Origin of the sequence: Streptococcus sp. HMSC073D05 (assembly GCF_001812015.1) — a bacterium.
Lineage (GTDB): Bacteria > Bacillota > Bacilli > Lactobacillales > Streptococcaceae > Streptococcus > Streptococcus parasanguinis_D.
This window is the reverse complement of record NZ_KV807489.1, coordinates 313,728-335,868: the sequence shown is the minus strand read 5'-3', so window position 1 is coordinate 335,868 and position 22,141 is coordinate 313,728. Positions and strand designations below refer to the sequence as shown.

The window sequence follows — 22,141 nt, the reverse complement described above, 5'->3', positions numbered from 1 at the left end:
TTAAAAAATTAGGAGACAAATATGAAACAATTATCTAGTGCACAAGTCCGTCAAATGTGGCTTGATTTCTGGGCAAGCAAAGGCCACTCTGTAGAACCATCTGTTAGCTTGGTTCCTGTAAATGACCCAACGCTTTTATGGATCAACTCAGGGGTTGCCACTCTTAAGAAATACTTCGATGGAACCATCAAACCTGAAAATCCACGGATTACCAATGCTCAAAAGGCTATTCGTACCAACGATATCGAAAACGTAGGGAAGACTGCCCGTCACCATACCATGTTTGAAATGTTGGGGAACTTCTCCATCGGGGATTACTTCCGTGACGAAGCCATCACATGGGCTTATGAGCTTTTGACAAGTCCGGAATGGTTTGACTTCCCCAAAGACAAACTTTACATGACCTATTACCCTGACGACAAAGATTCATACAACCGCTGGATCGCTGTTGGTGTGGATCCAAGTCACTTGATCCCAATTGAAGACAACTTCTGGGAAATCGGTGCAGGGCCTTCTGGACCAGATACAGAAATCTTCTTTGACCGTGGAGAAGCCTTTGACCCTGAAAATATCGGTCTTCGTCTGCTTGCAGAAGATATCGAAAACGACCGTTACATCGAAATCTGGAACATTGTCTTGTCACAATTTAACGCTGACCCTGCTGTTCCTCGTAGCGAATACAAGGAATTGCCACACAAGAACATTGATACGGGCGCAGGTTTAGAACGTTTGGTAGCCGTTATCCAAGGGGCGAAGACTAACTTTGAAACAGACCTCTTCATGCCGATCATCCGTGAAGTTGAAAAGATGTCTGGTAAAACCTACGATCCAGATGGCGACAATATGAGCTTCAAGGTGATTGCTGACCACATCCGTTCGCTTTCATTTGCGATTGGAGATGGGGCTCTTCCAGGTAATGAAGGACGCGGTTACGTTCTTCGTCGTCTCCTCCGTCGTGCTTCCATGCATGGTCAAAAATTGGGGATTGAAGGAACCTTCTTGTATAAATTGGTTCCAACTGTTGGGAAGATCATGGAAAGCTACTACCCAGAAGTACTTGAAAAACAAGACTTTATCGAAAAAATTATCAAGAGTGAAGAAGAATCATTTGCTCGTACCTTGAACTCTGGTCAACACTTTGCCCAAACCATCGTTGAAGACTTGAAAGCTAAAGGTCAAACAGTGATTGCTGGTCAAGATGTCTTCAAACTTTATGATACATACGGATTCCCTGTAGAATTGACAGAAGAAATCGCCGAAGAAGCTGGAATGACAGTCGATCGTGAAGGTTTTGAAGCAGCTATGAAGGAACAACAAGAGCGTGCGCGTGCATCAGCTGTCAAAGGCGGATCTATGGGGATGCAAAATGAAACCCTTCAAAACATTACAGTTGAAAGTAGCTTCAACTACAATGCCAGCCAATTGCCTTCTAAGTTGGTGGCTATCGTAGCGGACAATGCTGAAGTAGAGGCTGTATCAGAAGGGACTGCATCATTGATCTTTGCAGAAACTCCATTCTACGCTGAAATGGGTGGACAAGTTGCGGACCATGGTCAAATCTTGGATGCTGCAGGAAACGTCGTAGCGACGGTGACAGATGTTCAAAAAGCACCAAATGGACAGCCACTCCATACTGTTGAAGTTCTTGCTCCTCTTGCCTTGAACCAAGAATACACTTTGGCGATCGATACCAATCGTCGTCATCGTGTCATGAAGAACCACACAGCAACTCACTTGCTCCATGCGGCTCTTCACAATATCCTTGGTAACCACGCAACCCAAGCGGGATCTCTCAATGAAGTAGAATTCCTTCGCTTTGACTTTACTCACTTCCAAGCCGTGACTCCAGAAGAATTGCGCGCTATTGAACAACAAGTCAATGAAAAGATTTGGGAAGCGATCGCAGTCGAAACGATTGAAACAGATATCGATACTGCTAAAGAAATGGGAGCCATGGCCCTCTTTGGTGAAAAATACGGTAAAGAAGTTCGTGTTGTCACTATTGGTGATTACTCTGTTGAGCTCTGTGGTGGTACTCACGTAGGCAATACTTCTGAAATTGGTCTCTTCAAGATTGTCAAAGAAGAAGGAATCGGATCAGGAACTCGTCGTATCTTAGCAGTAACTGGTAAGGAAGCCTTCGAAGCATACCGTGAACAAGAAGACGCACTGAAAGCAGTCGCAGCAACCTTGAAAGCACCTCAACTCAAGGAAGTCCCTCATAAGGTGGAAGGTCTTCAAGAACAACTCCGTCAATTGCAAAAAGAAAATGCAGAATTGAAGGAAAAAGCGGCAGCAGCTGCAGCAGGCGATGTCTTCAAGAATGTTCAAGAAGCAAACGGCCACCGTTACATTGCCAGCCAAGTTTCTGTATCAGATGCAGGTGCCCTTCGTACCTTTGCGGATAACTGGAAACAAAAAGATTACTCTGATGTGCTTGTTCTTGTCGCAGCCATCGGTGACAAGGTCAATGTCCTTGTAGCCAGCAAGACAAAAGAAGTCCATGCAGGTAATGTCATTAAAGAATTGGCTCCAATCGTCGATGGACGTGGTGGTGGTAAACCAGACATGGCCATGGCAGGAGGAAGCAACCAAGCGAAAATCCAAGAATTGTTGGATGCTGTAGCAGGTAAATTGTAATTATCGAAGAGGTTGGATGTTTGTTCAACCTCTTTTTTCAACAAAGAAGCAGAGCCAATTAGAAAAAGAATGCAACAAAAAAACCTTTCCGTTTGGAAAGGTTTTTGTCTTATAGTCCGTAATTGTAATCGTCATCCTGCATGGCTTCTACTTCACCGAGAAGGTAACCATTTCCGACTTGAGAGAAGAAGTCGTGGTTAGAGGTACCGGTTGAGATTCCGTTCATGACGATTGGGTTAACGTCATCTGCTGAGTCTGGGAAAAGCGGATCTTGTCCCAAGTTCATGAGGGCTTTATTGGCGTTGTATCGAAGGAAGGTCTTGACTTCCTCAGTCCAGCCCACACCATCATAGAGGCTCTCTGTGTAACCTTCTTCATTCTCATAGAGAGTGTAGAGCAGATCATACATCCACTCTTTGAGTTTTTCTTGTTCTTCTTCTGATAATTCGTTAAATCCAAGTTGGAACTTGTAGCCGATATAGGTTCCGTGAACTGATTCATCACGAATGATCAACTTGATGATTTCAGCTACGTTGGCCAATTTGTTGTTTCCAAGATAGTAGAGAGGTGTGAAGAAACCAGAGTAGAAGAGGAAGGTTTCAAGGAAGACGCTGGCAACTTTCTTTTCAAGAGGGGTCCCATTGAGGTAGATTTCGTTGATGATTTCTGCCTTCTTTTGAAGGAAAGGATTGGTGTTGGTCCATTCGAAAATCTCTTCGATTTCTGACTTGGTATTCAAAGTAGAAAAGATAGAAGAGTATGACTTAGCATGGACTGATTCCATAAATTGGATGTTGTTAAAGACAGCTTCTTCATGGGGAGTACGAATATCCGCACGAAGAGCCTGAACACCTGTTTCAGATTGCATGGTATCTAGAAGGGTTAATCCCCCAAAGACTTTACCAACTAGGTCTTTTTCTTTATTAGACAACTTTCTCCAGTCATCCAAGTCGTTTGACAAAGGGATACGTGTATCCAACCAGAATTGCTCTGTCAGTTTTTCCCAGGTCGATTTATCGATGACATCTTCGATTGCATTCCAGTTAATGGCTTTGTAGTATGTTTCCATTTGCATCACTTTCTTTTTCTATTCATTCAATCGTTACTATTCTACCATAAATTGATAGAATACCGCACAAAAAGTCGGCGAACCGACTTTTGATAGCTATCTAGGATAGCGGATTAGATGACACAGCTTTCACATTGGTTGGCGCCAACTTCTCCACCATCATCTGTAAAGGTACGGACGTAGTAGATAGACTTGATACCCTTGTTAAAGGCGTAGTTCCGAAGGATAGACAAGTCACGAGTGGTTTGTTTGTTTTCAGTTTTCCATTCGTAAAGACCCTTTGGAATATCGCTACGCATAAAGAGAGTCAGTGAAAGACCTTGGTCTACGTGTTCAGTTGCGGCAGCATAGACATCGATGACTTTTCGCATATCCATGTCGTAGGCAGAAGTGTAGTAAGGAATCGTTTCCGTTGACAATCCTGCTGCAGGGTAGTAGATCTTACCGATTTTTTTCTCTTGGCGTTCTTCAATCCGTTGTGTGATTGGGTGGATAGAAGCAGATACGTCATTGATGTAGCTGATAGATCCATTTGGTGCGACAGCCAAGCGGTTTTGGTGGTAAAGACCATCTGCTTGAACTTTAGCACGCAGTTCTGCCCAATCCTCTGCACTTGGGATAAAGATATCTTTAAAGAGTTCTTTGACGCGATCAGATTTTGGTACAAATTCTCCAGTCATGTACTTATCAAAGTATCTACCGTTGGCATAATCAGATTTTTCAAAATTGTGGAAGGTGACACCACGTTCGCGTGCAATGTTATTTGATTCTACGAGAGTCCAGTAGTTCATGAGCATGAAGTAGATACTTGTGAACTCAACAGACTCAGGGGATCCGTATTCAATCAATTGTTGCGCAAGGTAGCTGTGAAGTCCCATAGCTCCAAGTCCGAACGAATGCGCCAGTTTATTTCCGTGGTCGATAGTTGGAACGGCCACGATATGAGAGCTATCTGTAACGAAGGTCAAAGCACGGACCATGGCACGAATCGAACGTCCAAAATCAGGTGAAGTCATCATGTTAACCACGTTGGTTGAACCAAGGTTACATGAGACGTCAGTTCCCATTTTAATGAATTCTTGAGCATCGTTAATCAAGCTTGGCTCTTGAACCTGGAGGATCTCTGAACACAAGTTACTCATGATGATTTTCCCATCAACAGGGTTTGCCCGGTTAGCAGTATCGATGTTGACTACATATGGATAGCCAGATTCTTGTTGCAATTTAGAAATTTCAGTTTCCAAATCACGTGCTTTAATTTTTGTCTTGCGGATGTTTGGATTAGCAACCAACTCATCGTATTTTTCAGTGATGTCGATGTAATTGAATGGTACTCCGTATTCACGTTCCACAGAGTATGGGCTGAAGAGGTACATTTCTTCATTTTTACGAGCCAACTCATAGAACTTGTCTGGTACGACGACGCCAAGTGAGAGAGTCTTAACCCGAACTTTTTCATCAGCATTTTCTTTCTTAGTAGAAAGAAAGGCGATGATGTCTGGGTGAAAGACATTGAGGTAAACCACCCCAGCCCCTTGGCGTTGTCCCAATTGGTTAGAGTAAGAGAAGCTATCTTCAAAGAGTTTCATAACAGGTACGACCCCAGAAGCGGCTCCTTCATACCCCTTGATCGGTGCTCCAGCTTCACGAAGGTTGCTGAGGGAAATCCCAACCCCACCACCGATACGTGAAAGTTGAAGGGCAGAGTTGATGGAACGTCCGATCGCGTTCATATCATCGGTTACCTGGATCAAGAAACATGAAACCAATTCTCCACGGCGGGCACGTCCAGCGTTTAAGAAAGAAGGAGTCGCTGGTTGGTAGCGTTGGTGGATAATTTCGTTTGCGATGTCTCGCGCGATAGCTTCATTTCCATCTGCAAAATAGAGAGCATTGAAGAAGACACGGTCTTCCATGCTTTCAAGATAGTATTCTCCATCATTTGTTTTCAAAGCGTATTGGTTATAGAATTTGTAGGCCGCCATGAAGGACTTGAATTGGAAGTTTTGGTCTTTGATAAATTGGGCCAATTCCTCTAAAAATTCAGGACGGTATTTCTCGATAAAAGCTCTCTCAATGTAATTGTGCTCGAGAAGGTACTGAATCTTGTCTGTAATCGAGTCAAAGGCTTTAGTATTTGGTACAACATTTTCTTTAAAGAACGCATCCAAAGCTTCTTTATCCTTATGAAGCATGATTTGGCCGTTTACTGGACGGTTGATTTCATTGTTAAGACGAAAATACGTCACATCTTCAAGAGATTTTAATCCCATAATAATCCTTTTCTAGTTCAAAAAAATGAAGAGGAGAAGTCCTCTCTTTACAAGTAAAAAGTCTAGTGTTAGGTTGCTAACGCTAGACCCTATTTAAGCAAAATACTGTGTTTATTATGAAAGTTTCTTCAACTTAGCTGGTTGAAAACCAGAAAATACTTCATCCGGTGTTTGAATAACTGGAGCAGCATTGAAGCCAAGGTTCTTAACATGCTCTACAAATTCTGGCTGTTCATCTAAGTTAATTTCGCGATATTCCACGTGATTGCTATCGAGGAATCGCTTGGTCATTTTGCATTGAACACAATTATTTTTTGAATAAATGGTTACCATTTCTTTTCCGTTCTCCTATCGAAATATAAATCTGTAAACAGTATAAACAAAATCCAGCAACTTGTCAACAAAATAAAACTAAATATTGTGCAAAGAGATGAAATGGAGTTTTCAAAGCACAATATATTGTGGTGAGTGAAAAGTGTGAAAATCGAAGAAATGGGATAGGAATAGGCTTTAAAGCATCTTTAATTAGTTATAATTTTTTGGTGAATCAATATCCTGTGGTTAAAGAGCTTCTTTTCATTGAAAGCGGAGGAAAATGTTACTTATAATATAGTAGAAAATTGAAAAGATATTTCCTCTGTTCTTCAAGTGCTTCTTAAAATGTATCTAAATTGGGATTTTTCGCAGTCTTTTTCTGTAAGTCAGTGATAAAAATCTTGAAAAAAATTTCAAAAGATGATATAATACCAAATTGTAAGGGTTATCAAAAGGTAACTCAAAAACTATTTTTAAAAAGGAGAGTCAAACTATGGCTTCTAAAGATTTCCACATCGTGGCAGAAACAGGTATCCACGCACGTCCAGCAACTTTGTTGGTTCAAACTGCTAGCAAATTTGCTTCAGATATTACTCTTGAATACAAAGGTAAATCAGTTAACTTGAAATCAATCATGGGTGTTATGAGCCTTGGTGTTGGTCAAGGAGCAGACGTTGTAATCTCTGCAGAAGGTGCTGACGCTGATGATGCTATCGCAGCTATCTCAGAAACAATGACTAAAGAAGGATTGGCTTAAAATATGACAAAAATGCTAAAAGGAATTGCAGCATCTGACGGTGTTGCCGTTGCTAAGGCATATTTGCTCATTCAACCAGACTTATCATTTGAGACTGTTTCAGTCGAAGATACAAGTGCAGAAGAAGCTCGTTTGGATGCAGCTCTTGAAGCTTCACAAAACGAGCTTTCTCTTATCCGGGAGAATGCAGTAGCAAGCCTTGGTGAAGAAGCAGCGCAAGTTTTTGATGCGCATATGATGGTTCTTGCTGACCCTGAAATGATTGGTCAGATCAAAGAAACAATTCGTACGAAAAAAATCAATGCAGAAGCAGGCTTGAAAGAAGTCACTGACATGTTCATTGCGATCTTTGAAGGAATGGAAGACAATCCTTACATGCAAGAACGTGCGGCAGATATTCGTGACGTTACCAAACGTGTCCTTGCCAACTTGCTTGGTAAGAAATTGCCAAACCCTGCTTCTATCAATGAAGAAGCAATCGTGGTTGCGCATGACTTGACTCCATCTGATACAGCGCAGTTGAACAAAAAGTATGTAAAAGCTTTTGTTACGAATATCGGTGGACGTACCAGTCACTCAGCTATCATGGCTCGTACACTTGAAATCGCAGCTGTTCTTGGTACAAATAACATCACAGAACTTGTCAAAGATGGTGATGTTTTGGCTGTTTCAGGGATCACTGGTGAAGTGGTGATCAACCCTACTGAAGAACAAATTGCAGAGTTCAAAGCAGCTGGTGAAGCTTATGCTAAACAAAAAGCTGAATGGGCTCTCCTTAAAGATGCGAAAACAGTGACTGCTGATGGAAAACACTTCGAGTTGGCTGCCAACATCGGTACACCTAAAGACGTTGAAGGTGTAAACGATAATGGTGCAGAAGCTGTTGGTCTTTACCGTACAGAATTCTTGTACATGGATTCTCAAGACTTCCCAACGGAAGATGACCAATACGAAGCCTACAAAGCAGTTCTTGAAGGTATGAATGGTAAACCTGTGGTTGTTCGTACAATGGATATCGGTGGGGATAAAGAACTTCCTTACTTCGACCTTCCTAAAGAAATGAACCCATTCTTAGGTTTCCGTGCTTTGCGTATTTCTATCTCTGAAACTGGTAATCAAATGTTCCGTACCCAATTGCGTGCCTTGCTTCGTGCATCTGTTCACGGTAAATTGCGGATCATGTTCCCAATGGTTGCTTTGTTGACGGAGTTCCGTACTGCTAAAGGTATTCTTGAAGAAGAAAAAGCTAAATTGCTTGCTGAAGGTGTTGCTGTGGCAGATGATATCCAAGTAGGTATCATGATTGAAATCCCAGCTGCAGCAATGCTTGCGGACCAATTTGCTAAAGAAGTTGATTTCTTCTCAATCGGTACAAATGACTTGATCCAATACACAATGGCTGCTGACCGTATGAACGAACAAGTTTCATACCTTTACCAACCATATAACCCATCAATCCTTCGTTTGATCAATAACGTGATCAAAGCAGCTCACGCTGAAGGCAAATGGGCAGGTATGTGTGGTGAAATGGCCGGTGACCAAACTGCTGTTCCACTTCTTGTCGGAATGGGCTTGGATGAGTTCTCTATGTCAGCGACATCTGTCCTTCGTACACGTAGCTTGATGAAGAAACTCGACACAGCTAAAATGCAAGAATACGCTAACCGTGCTCTGACTGAATGTTCAACAATGGAAGAAGTTCTTGAACTTTCAAAAGAATACGTGAACGTAGACTAAGAGTCGATCAAGACTAAGACAAATTTGTCTTAGTCTTTTTTTACATTGTACATAAAAATGTTCATTTTATTCGTAATAAACTAGTTAGTAATAAAAATAGTGATTTAAATGTTCGGTTTTTGTTTGATTTTCCTCGTATATATAGTATAATCGTAAGTAAGATAAGGAGGATGACCAAGGAAGGATCGAAAAGGTTCGGGAAAGAAAATGGAAAAACTTTTCCTGATAATTTTACATGATTTTACAGGAATCAACTTGAAAATTAAGTGATTTTATAGTAGAATAATACCAAATAGAAAACGCTTTCAAAAAACAAAGAGGTGAGTATATGGATAGAAGCACAGACTTATGGACATTTGGAAGAGGGGATAATTTCCATCTTCAAGAGTACTTAGGAGCTCACAAGGAAACAAGGGGAGAACAAGAAGGCTTTACCTTCCGTGTTTGGGCTCCCAATGCTCAGGCGGTGGATCTGATTGGTGATTTCACTGATTGGGAAGCTCGTAAAATTCCAATGGTTCGTAATGAAGGAGGCGTCTGGGAAGTCTTCTGTTCCGATGCAAAAGAGGGAGATATATACAAGTATTTGGTGACTCGACAAAATGGTCATCAGGTGCAAAAAATCGATCCTCTAGCATTATGGATGGAAAAGAGACCCAATACAGGATCTATTATTAAGACCATTCCAGAGAAAAACTGGAAAGATGGTCTCTGGAGAGCACGCCGCAAAAAACTTGGTTTTAAGGAACGACCTGTTAATATTTATGAGGTTCACGCAGGATCGTGGAAACGTAATGAGGATCACAGTTCCTATACCTTCAAACAACTAAAAGAAGAATTGATTCCATATTTGGTGGAGATGAACTACACCCACGTGGAATTTATGCCAGTGATGGCCCATCCATTGGGCTTGAGTTGGGGCTATCAGCTCATGGGATATTTTGCACTCGAGCAGACTTATGGTAGCCCAGAAGAGTTTCAAGACTTCGTGGAAGAATGCCACCTCAACAATATCGGAGTGATCGTGGATTGGGTACCAGGACATTTCATTATCAATGATGATGCCTTGGCTTATTATGATGGAACACCAACCTTTGAATACCAGGATGAACATCGTGCTCATAACTACGGATGGGGAGCCTTGAACTTCGATTTAGGGAAGAATCAAGTCCAGTCATTCTTGATTTCTAGTTTGAAGTTTTGGATTGATACCTATCATTTAGATGGGATTCGGGTCGATGCTGTGAGCAATATGCTCTATCTTGACTACGATAGCGGTCCATGGACACCAAATATTGATGGTGGAAACCTCAACTACGAAGGCGTTCATTTCCTTAGACGGTTGAATGCGATTATCAAGAACGAACACCCAGATGTCATGATGATTGCAGAAGAAAGTTCTGCTGGTCAAAAGATCACGGGTCCTGAAGAAGAAGGTGGTCTAGGCTTTGACTATAAATGGAATATGGGTTGGATGAATGATATTCTCCGATTCTATGAGGAAGACCCGGTCTACAGGAAATTTGACTTTAATCTGGTGACCTTTAGTTACATGTATGCATTTTCTGAGAATTTCTTACTACCATTTTCACATGATGAAGTGGTGCACGGTAAGAAGAGTTTGATGCACAAGATGTGGGGAGATCGTTACAATCAATTTGCTGGACTCCGTAATCTCTTAACCTATCAGATCTGCCATCCAGGTAAGAAATTGCTCTTTATGGGTTCAGAATTTGGTCAATTTTTGGAATGGAAGTCAGAGGAGCAACTGGAATGGGGGAATCTAGAGGATGAAATGAATGCTAAGATGCGTCGTTTCACTTCTCAGCTCAATCATTTCTACAAAGAACACAAAGAATTGTGGGAGATTGATGATAGCTTTGATGGCTTAGAGATTATTGATGCAGATAACCGGGATCAGAGCGTCTTGTCTATGGTCCGGAAGAATCGTAAAGGCGAGCTTCTAGTATGTGTCTTCAATATGGCACCAGTAGAACGCAAGGACTTTACGATTGGTGTGCCTGTATCAGCGGTCTATGAAGAAATTTGGAATACAGAATTAGAAGAATGGGGAGGTGTCTGGAAAGAGCACAATCCGACAGTTCAGTCTCAAGAGGGACTGTGGAAGGATTATGAACAAACCTTGACCTTTACCTTGCCGGCTTTAGGAGCTAGCATTTGGAAGGTAAAACGTAAGGTGCGTAAGACAAAATCTAAAACATCAGATAAGAAATGACGATCGGTTGACTCTATGGGAGTCCAAGCTTTAAAAAGAGGAAGTAGTCAATGAAGAATGAAATGCTCGCTTTAATTCTTGCCGGTGGGCAAGGAACACGTCTTGGAAAATTAACCAAAAACATCGCAAAACCTGCGGTTCAATTTGGTGGGCGCTATCGGATTATCGATTTTGCGCTATCAAACTGCGCCAACTCAGGAATTCACAATGTTGGTGTGATTACACAGTACCAGCCACTGGCCCTCAATAGTCATATTGGAAATGGTTCAAGCTGGGGATTGGATGGAATCAATACAGGTGTTTCTATTTTGCAACCTTATTCAGCTAGTGAAGGAAATCGTTGGTTCGAAGGTACTAGTCATGCCATCCTCCAAAACATCGACTATATCGACAGCATCAATCCTGAATATGTCTTGATTCTTTCTGGTGACCATATCTACAAGATGGATTATGATGATATGCTTCAAGCGCACAAGGATAATAATGCGAGCTTGACTGTTGCCGTCCTAGATGTACCTTTGAAGGAAGCGAGTCGTTTTGGAATCATGAATACCGATGCTAATAATCGGATTGTTGAATTTGAAGAAAAACCAGCTGAACCAAAATCTACCAAGGCTTCCATGGGGATTTACATCTTTGACTGGGCTCGTCTGCGCAATATGTTGGTTGCTGCTGAAAAGAGCGATATCGATATGTCAGACTTCGGTAAAAATGTCATTCCAACTTATCTAGAATCAGGCGAAAGTGTTTATGCTTATGAATTCAATGGTTATTGGAAAGACGTTGGTACGATTGAGTCTCTTTGGGAAGCCAATATGGAATATATCGATCCGAATAATGCTTTGGATAGTCGCGATCGTCACTGGAAAATCTATTCACGCAACCTCATTTCTCCACCGAACTTCTTTGGGGAACATGGCCACATCGAAGATTCTCTTGTCGTCGACGGTTGTTCGGTAGACGGTACAGTCAAACACTCCATCTTATCAACAGAAGCTCAAGTTCGTGAAGGAGCAGTTGTCGAAGATGCTGTCGTGATGAGCAATGCCATTATCGGTAAAGGAGCTGTCGTGAAACGCGCGATTATCGGAGAAGGCGCAGTCATTGCAGAAGGTGTCGTGATTGATGGAACAGAGGAAGTACAAGTTGTCGGTTACAATGAAAAAGTGGGGGTAGCAACAGATGAAGATTGATAAATATTCAGCCATTTTAGGAAATACAGTTGGGTATCATGATATGTCCACTTTGACCAGCCATCGTCCGGTAGCATCCCTACCGTTTGATGGGAAATACCGCTTAATCGACTTCCCATTGTCTAGTCTTGCAAATGCTGGTATTCGTAGTGTTTTTGGGATTTTCCAACAAGAAAATATTAGTTCGGTCTTTGACCATATTCGTTCAGGTCGTGAGTGGGGCTTGTCTACTTTATTGAGCCACTATTACCTCGGAATCTATAATACTCCAGTTGAAAATACAACGGTAGGACCAGAATACTACCAACAATTATTAACCTATTTGAAACGGTCTGGTTCTAATCAAACAGTTGCTTTGAACTGTGATGTATTAATGAATATTGACCTCAATCAGATTTTCCACCTTCATAATACCATTGATCGTCCGATTACAGTGGTTTATAAAAAGTTGCATCTGCAAAACATTTCTGAAGTGAATGCTGTCTTGGAAATTGATGAAACAGACCATGTTACAGAGCAAAAACTTTTTGATGGTCAGAATCCTGATGAAGTCTACAATATGTCAACAGATGTCTTTATTGTAGATACTCCTTGGTTGATTGAAAAAATTGAAGAAGAAGCCAAAAAAGAATACCCACAAAAACTGCGCTATATCTTACGTGAATTGGCGGTGGAATACAATGCCTTTGCCTTTGAATATACAGGTTACTTAGCCAATATTCATTCAGTTGAATCATACTACCATGCAAACTTGGATATGTTGGAAAACCAAAAATTCATGAAGCTCTTTTCACCAAACCAAAAGGTGTATACGAAAGTGAAGAATGAAGAACCAACGTATTATTCCAAGACATCACATATTAAAACGTCTCAATTTGCTTCGGGTAGTATTGTAGAAGGAACCGTTGAACGTTCCATTGTTTCACGTCGGGTACGCCTTCATGAAGGTTCAGAGGTCCGCAGTAGTCTTCTCTTCCCTGGTGTTGTGATTCATGAAAATGCAATCGTCGAACATGCCATCCTGGATAAGGGTGTCGAAGTGGCTGCTGGTGTGACGATTCGTGGGACAGAAGAAGCACCTGTCGTGGTTAAAAAAGGAACGATTGTTACAGAGGATATTGTCTAATGAAACTATTATTTGTTGCAGCTGAAGGAGCACCGTTTTCTAAAACAGGTGGTTTGGGAGACGTCATTGGCGCTCTTCCTAAATCCTTAGCTAAAAGTGGTCATGATGTGCGCGTGATCCTCCCATACTATGATATGGTAGAAGCAAAATTTGGGGATCAAATTGAAGACGTCTTGCATTTTGAGACCAAGGTTGGCTGGAGAAGTCAATATGTGGGTGTGAAACGCATTGTACGAGATGGAGTCACCTTTTACTTTATTGATAACCAACACTATTTCTTTAGAGGCCATGTGTATGGTGACTTTGATGATGGCGAACGGTTTGCCTTTTTCCAGCTCGCGGCCTTAGAAACGATGGAACGGGTTGACTTCATTCCAGATGTTCTTCATGCACATGATTACCATACGGCGATGATTCCTTTCTTGCTTAAGGAAAAATACCGTTGGATTCAAGCTTATCATGGGATTAAGACAGTATTGACCATCCATAATTTGGAATTCCAAGGTCAGTTTGACCCAGGAATGTTGTGGGATTTATTCGGAGTGGGATTTGAACGCTATGCAGACGGAACACTTCGGTGGAATGATTGCCTGAATTGGATGAAAGCCGGCATTCTATATGCTGACCGTGTGACAACCGTATCTCCTAGTTATGCACATGAGATTATGACTTCTGAATACGGTTGTGGCTTGGATCAGATCCTTCGGATGGAATCTGGCAAGGTGACCGGTATTGTTAACGGGATTGATGCGGATTTATATAATCCTGAAACGGATCCGCTCCTGACATATCACTTCAGTCTCTCAGATCTTTCAGGTAAAGCAGCTAGTAAACGAGCTCTTCAAGAACGTGTCGGTCTACCCGTTCGCGATGATGTACCTTTGTTTGGGATCGTCTCTCGTTTGACACGCCAAAAAGGTTTTGATGTTGTGGTAGAAGAGTTGCATCAACTCTTGCAAAAGGATATTCAGATTGTCTTGCTCGGTACAGGAGATCCTGGATTTGAAAATGCCTTTGCTTGGTTCGGTCATGCTTTTCCGGATAAACTGTCGGCTAATATCACATTTGATGTCCAATTGGCCCAAGAAATCTATGCAGCGTCAGATGTCTTCTTGATGCCAAGCCGCTTTGAACCATGTGGCCTTTCTCAAATGATGGCCATGCGTTATGGAACCCTTCCTTTGGTGCATGAAGTTGGCGGACTTCGAGATACGGTCCAACCGTATAATGTTGTTGATGGAAGTGGAACAGGCTTTAGCTTCAATAATTTATCTGGCTACTGGTTTAACTGGGCAGTTGATGAGGCTTTAGCTGTTTACTACAATGACAAACAGGCTTGGTATGGCCTGCAAGAACAAGCCATGACTCGTGATTTCTCATGGGATACGGCTAGTCAACGATACAACGATTTGTACCAATCCTTATAAATAGATCTATGATACAAACGCCTTTCGAGGCGTTTTTTTGTTTTGCTTTCTTCCTATAAAGAAAACGGTTTATTTTTTTGAGTTTTAGAGCTTGCTAAAATAGAAGAAAAAAGATAAGATAGGTAAAGGTAAAAAATCCCGGGAAGGTCCTTGTTTTTGGAGATGGTCCCATCCTCTTTAATCAATAAGGGCCTACATGTGGTTCAAATATTACTATATAGGAATTTTAGGATGAAAAAAGCTAAACAAACTTTTGAAAAAATGACCAAATATTCGATTCGGAAATTATCTGTCGGGGTTGGTCCTGTTGCCATTGGAGCCTTTTTATTAGGGGGAACTCTCTTAGGAGCTCGTCCTGTACAAGCAGATCAGGTGACCTTACCTGCTAATGTGCACTTAGGTTATGTGACAGAAGAAGAGCTAACCGCTGAAGAAAAAGCACAGGTGATTCATGCAATTCCTGAAGACTATCAAAATGAAGATACGTTCTTTCTAGTCTATAAGAAGAAGGAGGCAACTCAGCCAGTGCTTCCCCAAACTGGAAGTCAGGAAGTGGCCCTCTTTGGCCTAAGTCTAGCCACAGCTTCCTTTGCTGTCCTCTTACTCTCTAAAAAGCACCGGAAGAAGGTCATGGGCGTCCTTTTGATTGGAGCCATGGGACAAAGTCTTCTACTTCCAGTTGAAGTCGCAGCCCTACAAAATCAAGTCTTGCGCGCTTATAATCAGGATCTTGCGATCGCATCGAGCGAAGATCTTGCAAATGGAGTGATTCAAATTGACGGCTACGACTATGTGGGCTATCTGCGTTACCCGTCAGTCCAAAAGACGAACTTACAAGAGCCGAAGGCTATTCAGAGAATCCAACCATCTGTAGAGAGTTCGATCAAAACAAGTGCAGGGATTGCACAAATGGAACCACAAGCGCGTGTGACGCCAGAAGTCGCTCCAGCCTTTCCTCAAATTGAAAAACCAAGCCTGGAAGTCACTACTGAGCCTGTGCCATTTGAAACCGTCAACCAAGCTGATCCTACATTAGCCAAAGGGCAAACCAAGGTGCTGACAGCTGGCCAAAATGGAGAGCGGACTATCTTGACGGAAGTCAGCGTGGTAGATGGACAAGAAGTTCGCAGAGTAGTTGAAAGCAAAGTCACCAAAGAACCAGTTTCACAAATTCTTGCCGTTGGGACAAAAGAAGATGCCCAACCAATCCCTCAACCAAGTCCTTCTCCAGTTGTAACAGCTAAGGGGACGCAGGAAGAAGGTCACGTCGGTGAAGCTCCTGTTCAACCAGAGAATCCAGTCTATACAGGTGTGGTAGAAGCTAAGGGAACGCAGGAAGAAGGCCATGTAGGGGAAGCCCCTGTTCAACCAGAGACTCCAGCCTATACAGGAGTAGTGGAAGCCAAGGGAACACAGGAAGAAGGTCATGTAGGGGAAGCCCCTGTTCAACCGGAGAACCCAGAATATACCGGTGTAGTAGAAGCTAAGGGAACACAGGAAGAAGGCTATGTCGGCGAATCCCCTGTTCAACCGGAGAACCCAGCCTATACAGGTGTGGTGGAAGCCAAAGGGACACAAGAAGAAGGCCATGTCGGCGAAGCTCCTGTTCAACCGGAGAACCCAGCCTATCAAGTTACAGAAGGGACGGTAACAGAGACAGAAACGGTAATCCTTCCATATGAAACAGAGTATGTAACGGATGCCAATCGTTACACCGATGAAGAAAGCCTTCTTCAGAAAGGCGAGGCTGGAAGCCAGGAGATTCATCGTGTTTATAAGACGGTCAATGGCGAGAAGATTGGCGATCCCGTGAGCACGACAACTGAAACAGTAAAAGCTCCTGTGACAGAAAAAATTAGTCGTGGGACTAAGGCGATTGAAGGCCAAAAAGATGAAGTTGCTTTTGAAGAAATTCCATTTAAGACGGTAACCGAACAAGATGCCACCTTGCTAAAAGGAACCGAAAGGGTTTCTCAAACCGGTAAGAATGGGAAGAAGAAAATCACCAAGGTCTATAAGACCATTAAGGGAGTTAAGACAACGGATGCTCCTACGATTTCTGAGGAAGTAGTTGAACAGGCGCAAGATCAGATCATTCACCAAGGGACTAAAGAACTTGAAAAGCCAACCTTGACCTTGACCAACATTGATCAGGAAGAATTGAAGCGCAGTGTCAAAGCTACTTATCATTTGGATAAACCAGACGGTGTGACCATCAAGTCCATCCAGGCTGTATTGAAGAAGGGTGATCAAGTGGTGAAAACCCTGACCCTTTCAGAGACGGACTTGGCAGCTGCTTTAGCGGACTTGGACTACTACAAGGATTATACGCTCGCAACGACCATGGTCTATGACCGTGGAAATGGGGATGAAGAAGAAGTTCTCAAGGAAGAACCACTGAGAATTGATCTTAAAAAAGTTGAAATCAAAAACATCAAGGAAACCAGTCTGATTAGCGTGGATGACCAAGGTCTTGAGACTGATAGCAGCCTCTTGACTGAAACACCGTCTGATGTGAAGCCTTACTACTTAAAGGTTACCACCCATGATAATAAGGTCACGAAACTAGCCGTTGATAAAATCGAAGAAGTGACGGTAGATGGCACGACCCTCTACAAAGTAACAGCCAAAGCTCCTGATCTCATCCAACGGACTGCGGACAACCAGTTCAGTGAGGACTATGTCCACTATATTGCGAAACCAAAAGCACATGAAGGTGATGTCTACTACAATTTCAACGAACTTGTAAAAGCCATGCAAGCCAATCCGACTGGTACCTTTAAGATTGGTAGCAATATGAATGCGGCTAATGTCCAGCCAGCAGGGAAATCCTATGTGACCAATGCCTTCAAGGGAATTTTGGAAAGTACGGATGGAAATACATTTGCCATCCATAATATCACGCGACCACTGTTTGGGAACATCGAAGGTGGCTCGGTTAAGAATCTCTTGCTTGAAAATGTTGCGATTGACCTACCTGGGACTGATCGAGTAGCTCCAATCGCAGGTGTCATCAAAAATAATGCAACTGTTGAAAATGTTAAAGTAACAGGAAGTGTTGTTGGGAACAATGACGTAGCTGGTATTATCAATAAAATTGATGGCAGTGGGAAAGTAAGTAATGTCGCCTTTATCGGGAAACTGCACGCTGCTGGGAACAAAGGTGGCTATCTAGCGGGTGTTGTTGGTGAGAACTGGAAGGGTGTCGTAGAAAAAGCTTACGTTGATGCTGAAATCACTGGGAACAAAGCCAAAGCTGCAGGTCTCGTTTATTCCTCTCAAAATGGTGGAAATAACCACACAGTAGGTAAAGAAGGGGTTCTCAGAAATTCAGTTGCTAAAGGTTCAATTGAACTCAAAGAAGCGGTTCAATCTGGTGGATTACTGGGGACCAACTGGGCCTTGGGGACTATTGAAGACAACATCACCATGATGAAAGTCAAAACGGGTGAGATGGTCTTCGGACACTCGGATATCGACGCTGATGATTACTTCACCTATTCAAGAACCAAGCGCAATTACAGCGTGGAAGGCGTGAGTGAAGGGAAGAAATCCTTTAACAACTCCCGTAAAATCCCTAGCGTCTCGCTGGCAGAAGCTGAGCAGAAAATCGAAGCAATGGGAATTACAGCTGATACATTCACCAGCAGCAAACCGATTGAAGACACGCTCAATCACCTTGTTAGCAAAGACGATCAATACAAGGCCATCACTGCTTACGATGCGACTCGTGAGCTGGCTTACCGTAATATTGCTAAATTGCAACCATTCTACAATAAAGAGTGGATTGTCGACCAAGGGAATAAATTGGCTGCGACGAGCCCTCTTTTGACCAAGGAAGTCTTGTCTGTGACCGCTATGAAGGGCAATGATTTTGTCACGGAACTAGCAGATGCTGATCACATCCTGATCCATTATGCCGATAAGACCAAAGATGTCTTTAGCATGACACCGAAAGATTCTAAAGTCAAACAAGTCAAAGAGTACAGTGTGGCGGAGCTCGGTGAAGTAGTCTACACGCCAAATATGGTGGACAAGGACCGTAGCGATCTCATCAGTGCCATCGTAGAGAAATTAAGTCCTGTAGAATTGCAATCAGATCCAATCTACACTCACTTAGGTCGAACAGGACCTAACAAAGTCAATGCCATTAAGAACCTTTACCTCGAAGAAAGTTTCCAAGAAGTCAAGGATAATCTGACTCACTTTGTCAAACAACTGGTTGAAAACCAAGACCATCAATTAAACACAGATGAGGCTGCTAAACGTGCCCTTATCAAGAAAGTTGATGACAACAAGGCGGCCGTTCTTTTAGGGCTTTCTTACCTCAATCGCTATTACGGAGTGAAGTTCGATGATGTCAATCTTAAGCAGCTCATGTTGTTCAAGCCAGACTTCTATGGGAAGAATGTTGATGTCTTAGACCGTTTGATTGAAATTGGTTCAAAAGAAGACTACATCAAAGGAACTCGTACCCATGATGCCTTCCGAGAAGTCGTTGCGAAGTCTACTCTTTCTAGCAACCTAAATGACTTCCTGAAGTACAATATGGACCTCTTTACAACTGATACAGACTTGAATGATTGGTTCATCAAAGCAACCAAAGACAATGTCTATATTGTGGAGCCTGAGACGACCAATCCAGCTTTCGCATCTGCTAAGCATAGAGCCTATGAGGGCTTAAACAATGATATTCACGGTAAAATGATCTTGCCACTCTTGAATCTTAAAGATGCGCACATGTTCTTGATTTCAACATACAATACCTTGGCCTATAGTTCCTTCGAGAAATACGGTAAAAACACTGAGGCAGAACGAAATGCCTTCAAGGCGGAAATTGATAAAGTAGCAAAAGCCCAACAGGACTACTTGGATTTCTGGTCGCGATTAGCAGCTGATAATGTTCGCAACCAGCTCCTAAAGAGCAATAATATGGTGCCGACCCCTGTCCTTGATAATCAAAACTATAAAGGCATTAGTACAGACCGTTATGGCCATACGAATAGTGGAAAAGATGTCGCTCCAATTCGTGAATTATATGGACCAACTGATCGTTACCATGCGACAGATTGGCGCATGGGAGCAACCGCTCGTGTCTATGGAAATCCTTATAAAGATGATTCGGTCTTCTTTATGGTGACGGATATGATCAGTGACTTTGGGATTTCTGCTTTTACCCATGAAACGACGCACGTCAATGACCGTATGGTATACTTGGGTGGCTGGAGACACCGTGAAGGAACGGATCTAGAAGCCTATGCTCAAGGCATGCTCCAAACGCCATCCGTATCCAATCCAAATGGGGAATACAAAGCTCTAGGTCTCAACATGGCCTATGAACGTCCAAACGACGGCAACCAATGGTACAATACCAATCCAAATGATTTGAAGTCACGTGACGAAATTGATCGGTATATGAAAGGCTATAATGACACTCTCATGCTTCTGGATTACCTAGAAGGAGAAGCCGTCCTCAATAAAGGCAGTCAAGACTTGAACAATGCATGGTTCAAGAAGGTTGATAAACAATACCGAGGGGCTAATACCAAGAATCAATTTGATAAGGTGCGTCCTTTGAGTGATGAGGAAAAAGCCATCACCTTACATTCAGTAGATGATCTCATCACCAACAACTTCATGACCAATCGTGGTCCTGGAAATGGTGTCTATAATCCATCGGACTTTGGTTCAGCCTATGTGACGGTACCGATGATGACAGGGATCTATGGTGGAAACACCAGTGAAGGGGCTCCTGGAGCCATGTCCTTCAAACACAATACCTTCAGACTCTGGGGTTACTATGGCTATGAAAAAGGCTTCTTAGGCTATGCTTCAAACAAGTATAAACAAGAATCCAAACAAGCAGGTCATGCGACTCTAGGGGATGATTACATCATTCAAAAGATTTCTGATGGGAAATTCAGTACCCTTGAAGACTGGAAGAAAGCCTACTTCAATGAAGTGGTAACCAGTGCCAAAAATGGACTTCAGGCTATTGAAGTGGATGGGACTACTTATAGCTCTTATGAGGACTTAAAACAAGCCTTTGCAACTGCGGTTGAAAAAGATCAGGCCAGTTTGAAGAATGGTTCTGTCAAATTTGACAATACCCTTGCCTTGAAAGAAAAAATCTTTAAGAAATTACTGCAACAAACAGACAGTTTCAAAACGTCTATCTTTAAATAATCGAATTCTCTCATCTGCTGAGCAGGTGAGAGGTTTTTAGAAGAAAAAATGAATAGAGGTGGACAAAGCGTCTAAAAATTAAAAGAAATCAATCGTAGATAGGAAAAATTATCATATTAAAAAAATAACGTAATTTCACTAAAACGCTTACTTTTATAGGAAATATTTGACTATTATATCTTTTAGGAGTAAACTAAGGAGGTAAAATTTATAAAAGGAGAATTCATCATGAATTTAACATTTTTAGGTCTTTGTTTAGCCTGTTTTGGTGTATCACTGGCAGAAGGTTTGATGATGAGTAGCTTATTGAAATCTGCGTCTCGTCAACCAGAAATTATCGGTCAATTGCGTAGCCTCTTGATTCTTGGTGTTGCCTTTGTCGAAGGTACTTTCTTCGTAACCTTGGTTATGGCCTTTATTATCAAATAGACGCTTCTATTTTAGAAAAGGAGGTGTCAAACCTTGGAAGAAAGTATCAATCCAACGATTACTCTTGGACCTGTATCTTTTAATTTGACCCTACTTGCTATGACCCTGATTTCTGTTTTCGCCGTTTTTGGCTTCATTTATTGGGCCAGTCGAAAAATGTCGATCCGACCAAAAGGCAAACAAAATGTGCTGGAATACGCATATGACTTTGTCGTAGGCTTTACAAAAGGAAATATTGGGGAACATTACATAAAGGACTATTCCTTGTTCTTGTTTGTTCTTTTCCTCTTTCTTTTAGTAGCCAATAACATTGGATTGATGGCTAAAATCGAAACGACCAATGGTTACAATTTGTGGACATCACCAACCGCTAACCTGGGTTATGACTTTGCCTTTTCATTTTTGATCACCTTAATCGCCCATGTAGAAGGAATTCGCAGACGTGGTGTGAAGGAATATTTAAAGGCTTTTGTGACACCCGGATTTATGACCCCCATGAATATTTTGGAAGAATTAACGAACTTTGCCTCCTTGGCACTTCGGATCTTCGGAAATATCTTTGCGGGTGAGGTACTAGCAAGCTTGCTTGTGACTTTGTCGCATCAAGCTGTTTATTGGTATCCATTTGCCTTTATTGGAAGCATGGCGTGGACAGCGTTTTCGATTTTCATTTCATGTATCCAAGCCTATGTGTTTACCATGTTGTCATCAATTTATATTGGTAAGAAAATTAATGGTGAAGAGTAAGTAGAG

13 protein-coding genes are annotated in these 22,141 nt (G+C 42.2%); 10 read left to right on the top strand and 3 right to left on the bottom strand.

Annotated elements, in window-relative coordinates:
• Positions 1 to 21 precede the first annotated feature (21 nt).
• On the top strand, positions 22 to 2,640 hold the full coding sequence (alaS, locus tag HMPREF2832_RS05045) for an alanine--tRNA ligase (RefSeq protein WP_049496746.1): 2,619 nt from the start codon (positions 22 to 24) through the stop codon (positions 2,638 to 2,640).
• A 109-nt stretch (positions 2,641 to 2,749) separates the two neighbouring features.
• Here the strand turns inward: alaS and nrdF are convergent, their stop codons facing one another.
• The 3 genes from nrdF to nrdH all read right to left on the bottom strand — a co-directional run bounded on the left by nrdF (position 2,750) and on the right by nrdH (position 6,315).
• Positions 2,750 to 3,709: a class 1b ribonucleoside-diphosphate reductase subunit beta gene (gene nrdF, locus HMPREF2832_RS05040; RefSeq protein WP_037617283.1), complete on the bottom strand. Its 960-nt coding sequence runs from the start codon at positions 3,707 to 3,709 to the stop codon at positions 2,750 to 2,752.
• 113 nt (positions 3,710 to 3,822) lie between these two features.
• Complete coding sequence (gene nrdE, locus HMPREF2832_RS05035) at positions 3,823 to 5,982, bottom strand: class 1b ribonucleoside-diphosphate reductase subunit alpha (RefSeq protein ID WP_070505783.1); 2,160 nt, start codon at positions 5,980 to 5,982, stop codon at positions 3,823 to 3,825.
• A gap of 114 nt (positions 5,983 to 6,096) precedes the next feature.
• Entirely contained in the window at positions 6,097 to 6,315 is a 219-nt protein-coding gene (gene nrdH / locus HMPREF2832_RS05030; RefSeq protein WP_003006408.1) for a glutaredoxin-like protein NrdH, read from the bottom strand.
• A 475-nt stretch (positions 6,316 to 6,790) separates the two neighbouring features.
• On the opposite strand from nrdH, the gene HMPREF2832_RS05025 reads away from it, so the two are divergent.
• The 9 genes from HMPREF2832_RS05025 (at position 6,791) to atpB (ending at position 22,135) form a co-directional block, all read left to right on the top strand.
• Positions 6,791 to 7,054 (top strand): phosphocarrier protein HPr, encoded by a 264-nt coding sequence (locus HMPREF2832_RS05025; protein ID WP_003006411.1) that lies wholly within the window; start codon positions 6,791 to 6,793, stop codon positions 7,052 to 7,054.
• Positions 7,055 to 7,057: 3 nt separating this feature from the next.
• Entirely contained in the window at positions 7,058 to 8,791 is a 1,734-nt protein-coding gene (gene ptsP, locus HMPREF2832_RS05020) for a phosphoenolpyruvate--protein phosphotransferase (RefSeq protein WP_003006414.1), read from the top strand.
• A 328-nt stretch (positions 8,792 to 9,119) separates the two neighbouring features.
• Positions 9,120 to 11,027: a 1,4-alpha-glucan branching protein GlgB gene (glgB, locus tag HMPREF2832_RS05015; RefSeq protein ID WP_049490528.1), complete on the top strand. Its 1,908-nt coding sequence runs from the start codon at positions 9,120 to 9,122 to the stop codon at positions 11,025 to 11,027.
• 50 nt (positions 11,028 to 11,077) lie between these two features.
• Positions 11,078 to 12,220, top strand: a complete 1,143-nt coding sequence (locus tag HMPREF2832_RS05010) for a glucose-1-phosphate adenylyltransferase (RefSeq protein WP_021152896.1) — start codon at positions 11,078 to 11,080, stop codon at positions 12,218 to 12,220.
• The gene (gene glgD, locus HMPREF2832_RS05005) at positions 12,210 to 13,346 is read left to right on the top strand and encodes a glucose-1-phosphate adenylyltransferase subunit GlgD (RefSeq protein ID WP_070505781.1); all 1,137 of its coding nucleotides are present in this window, start codon (positions 12,210 to 12,212) and stop codon (positions 13,344 to 13,346) included. Before HMPREF2832_RS05010 ends, glgD begins: the two co-directional genes overlap by 11 nt.
• A complete protein-coding gene (glgA, locus tag HMPREF2832_RS05000) occupies positions 13,346 to 14,773 on the top strand; it encodes a glycogen synthase GlgA (protein WP_049490532.1) in 1,428 nt (475 codons plus the stop codon). Before glgD ends, glgA begins: the two co-directional genes overlap by 1 nt.
• Positions 14,774 to 15,004: 231 nt before the next feature.
• Positions 15,005 to 20,959, top strand: a complete 5,955-nt coding sequence (locus tag HMPREF2832_RS04995) for a ZmpA/ZmpB/ZmpC family metallo-endopeptidase (protein ID WP_070505779.1) — start codon at positions 15,005 to 15,007, stop codon at positions 20,957 to 20,959.
• A gap of 228 nt (positions 20,960 to 21,187) precedes the next feature.
• On the top strand, positions 21,188 to 21,388 hold the full coding sequence (locus HMPREF2832_RS04990; protein ID WP_003006433.1) for a F0F1 ATP synthase subunit C: 201 nt from the start codon (positions 21,188 to 21,190) through the stop codon (positions 21,386 to 21,388).
• Positions 21,389 to 21,421: 33 nt separating this feature from the next.
• Positions 21,422 to 22,135, top strand: coding sequence for a F0F1 ATP synthase subunit A (atpB, locus tag HMPREF2832_RS04985; protein ID WP_024055550.1), 714 nt, complete (start codon positions 21,422 to 21,424; stop codon positions 22,133 to 22,135).
• Positions 22,136 to 22,141: the final 6 nt, after the last annotated feature.

Excerpts from the sequence above, each read along its gene's own strand:
- nrdF (WP_037617283.1), bottom strand. The coding sequence starts at position 3,709 with ATGGAAACATACTACAAAGCCATTAACTGGAATGCAATCGAAGATGTC.
- HMPREF2832_RS05010 (WP_021152896.1), top strand. The coding sequence starts at position 11,078 with ATGAAGAATGAAATGCTCGCTTTAATTCTTGCCGGTGGGCAAGGAACA.
- HMPREF2832_RS04995 (WP_070505779.1), top strand. The coding sequence starts at position 15,005 with ATGAAAAAAGCTAAACAAACTTTTGAAAAAATGACCAAATATTCGATT.
- glgD (WP_070505781.1), top strand. The coding sequence starts at position 12,210 with ATGAAGATTGATAAATATTCAGCCATTTTAGGAAATACAGTTGGGTAT.
- glgB (WP_049490528.1), top strand. The coding sequence starts at position 9,120 with ATGGATAGAAGCACAGACTTATGGACATTTGGAAGAGGGGATAATTTC.
- nrdE (WP_070505783.1), bottom strand. The coding sequence starts at position 5,982 with ATGGGATTAAAATCTCTTGAAGATGTGACGTATTTTCGTCTTAACAAT.
- HMPREF2832_RS05025 (WP_003006411.1), top strand. The coding sequence starts at position 6,791 with ATGGCTTCTAAAGATTTCCACATCGTGGCAGAAACAGGTATCCACGCA.
- alaS (WP_049496746.1), top strand. The coding sequence starts at position 22 with ATGAAACAATTATCTAGTGCACAAGTCCGTCAAATGTGGCTTGATTTC.
- glgA (WP_049490532.1), top strand. The coding sequence starts at position 13,346 with ATGAAACTATTATTTGTTGCAGCTGAAGGAGCACCGTTTTCTAAAACA.
- HMPREF2832_RS04990 (WP_003006433.1), top strand. The coding sequence starts at position 21,188 with ATGAATTTAACATTTTTAGGTCTTTGTTTAGCCTGTTTTGGTGTATCA.
- nrdH (WP_003006408.1), bottom strand. The coding sequence starts at position 6,315 with ATGGTAACCATTTATTCAAAAAATAATTGTGTTCAATGCAAAATGACC.
- ptsP (WP_003006414.1), top strand. The coding sequence starts at position 7,058 with ATGACAAAAATGCTAAAAGGAATTGCAGCATCTGACGGTGTTGCCGTT.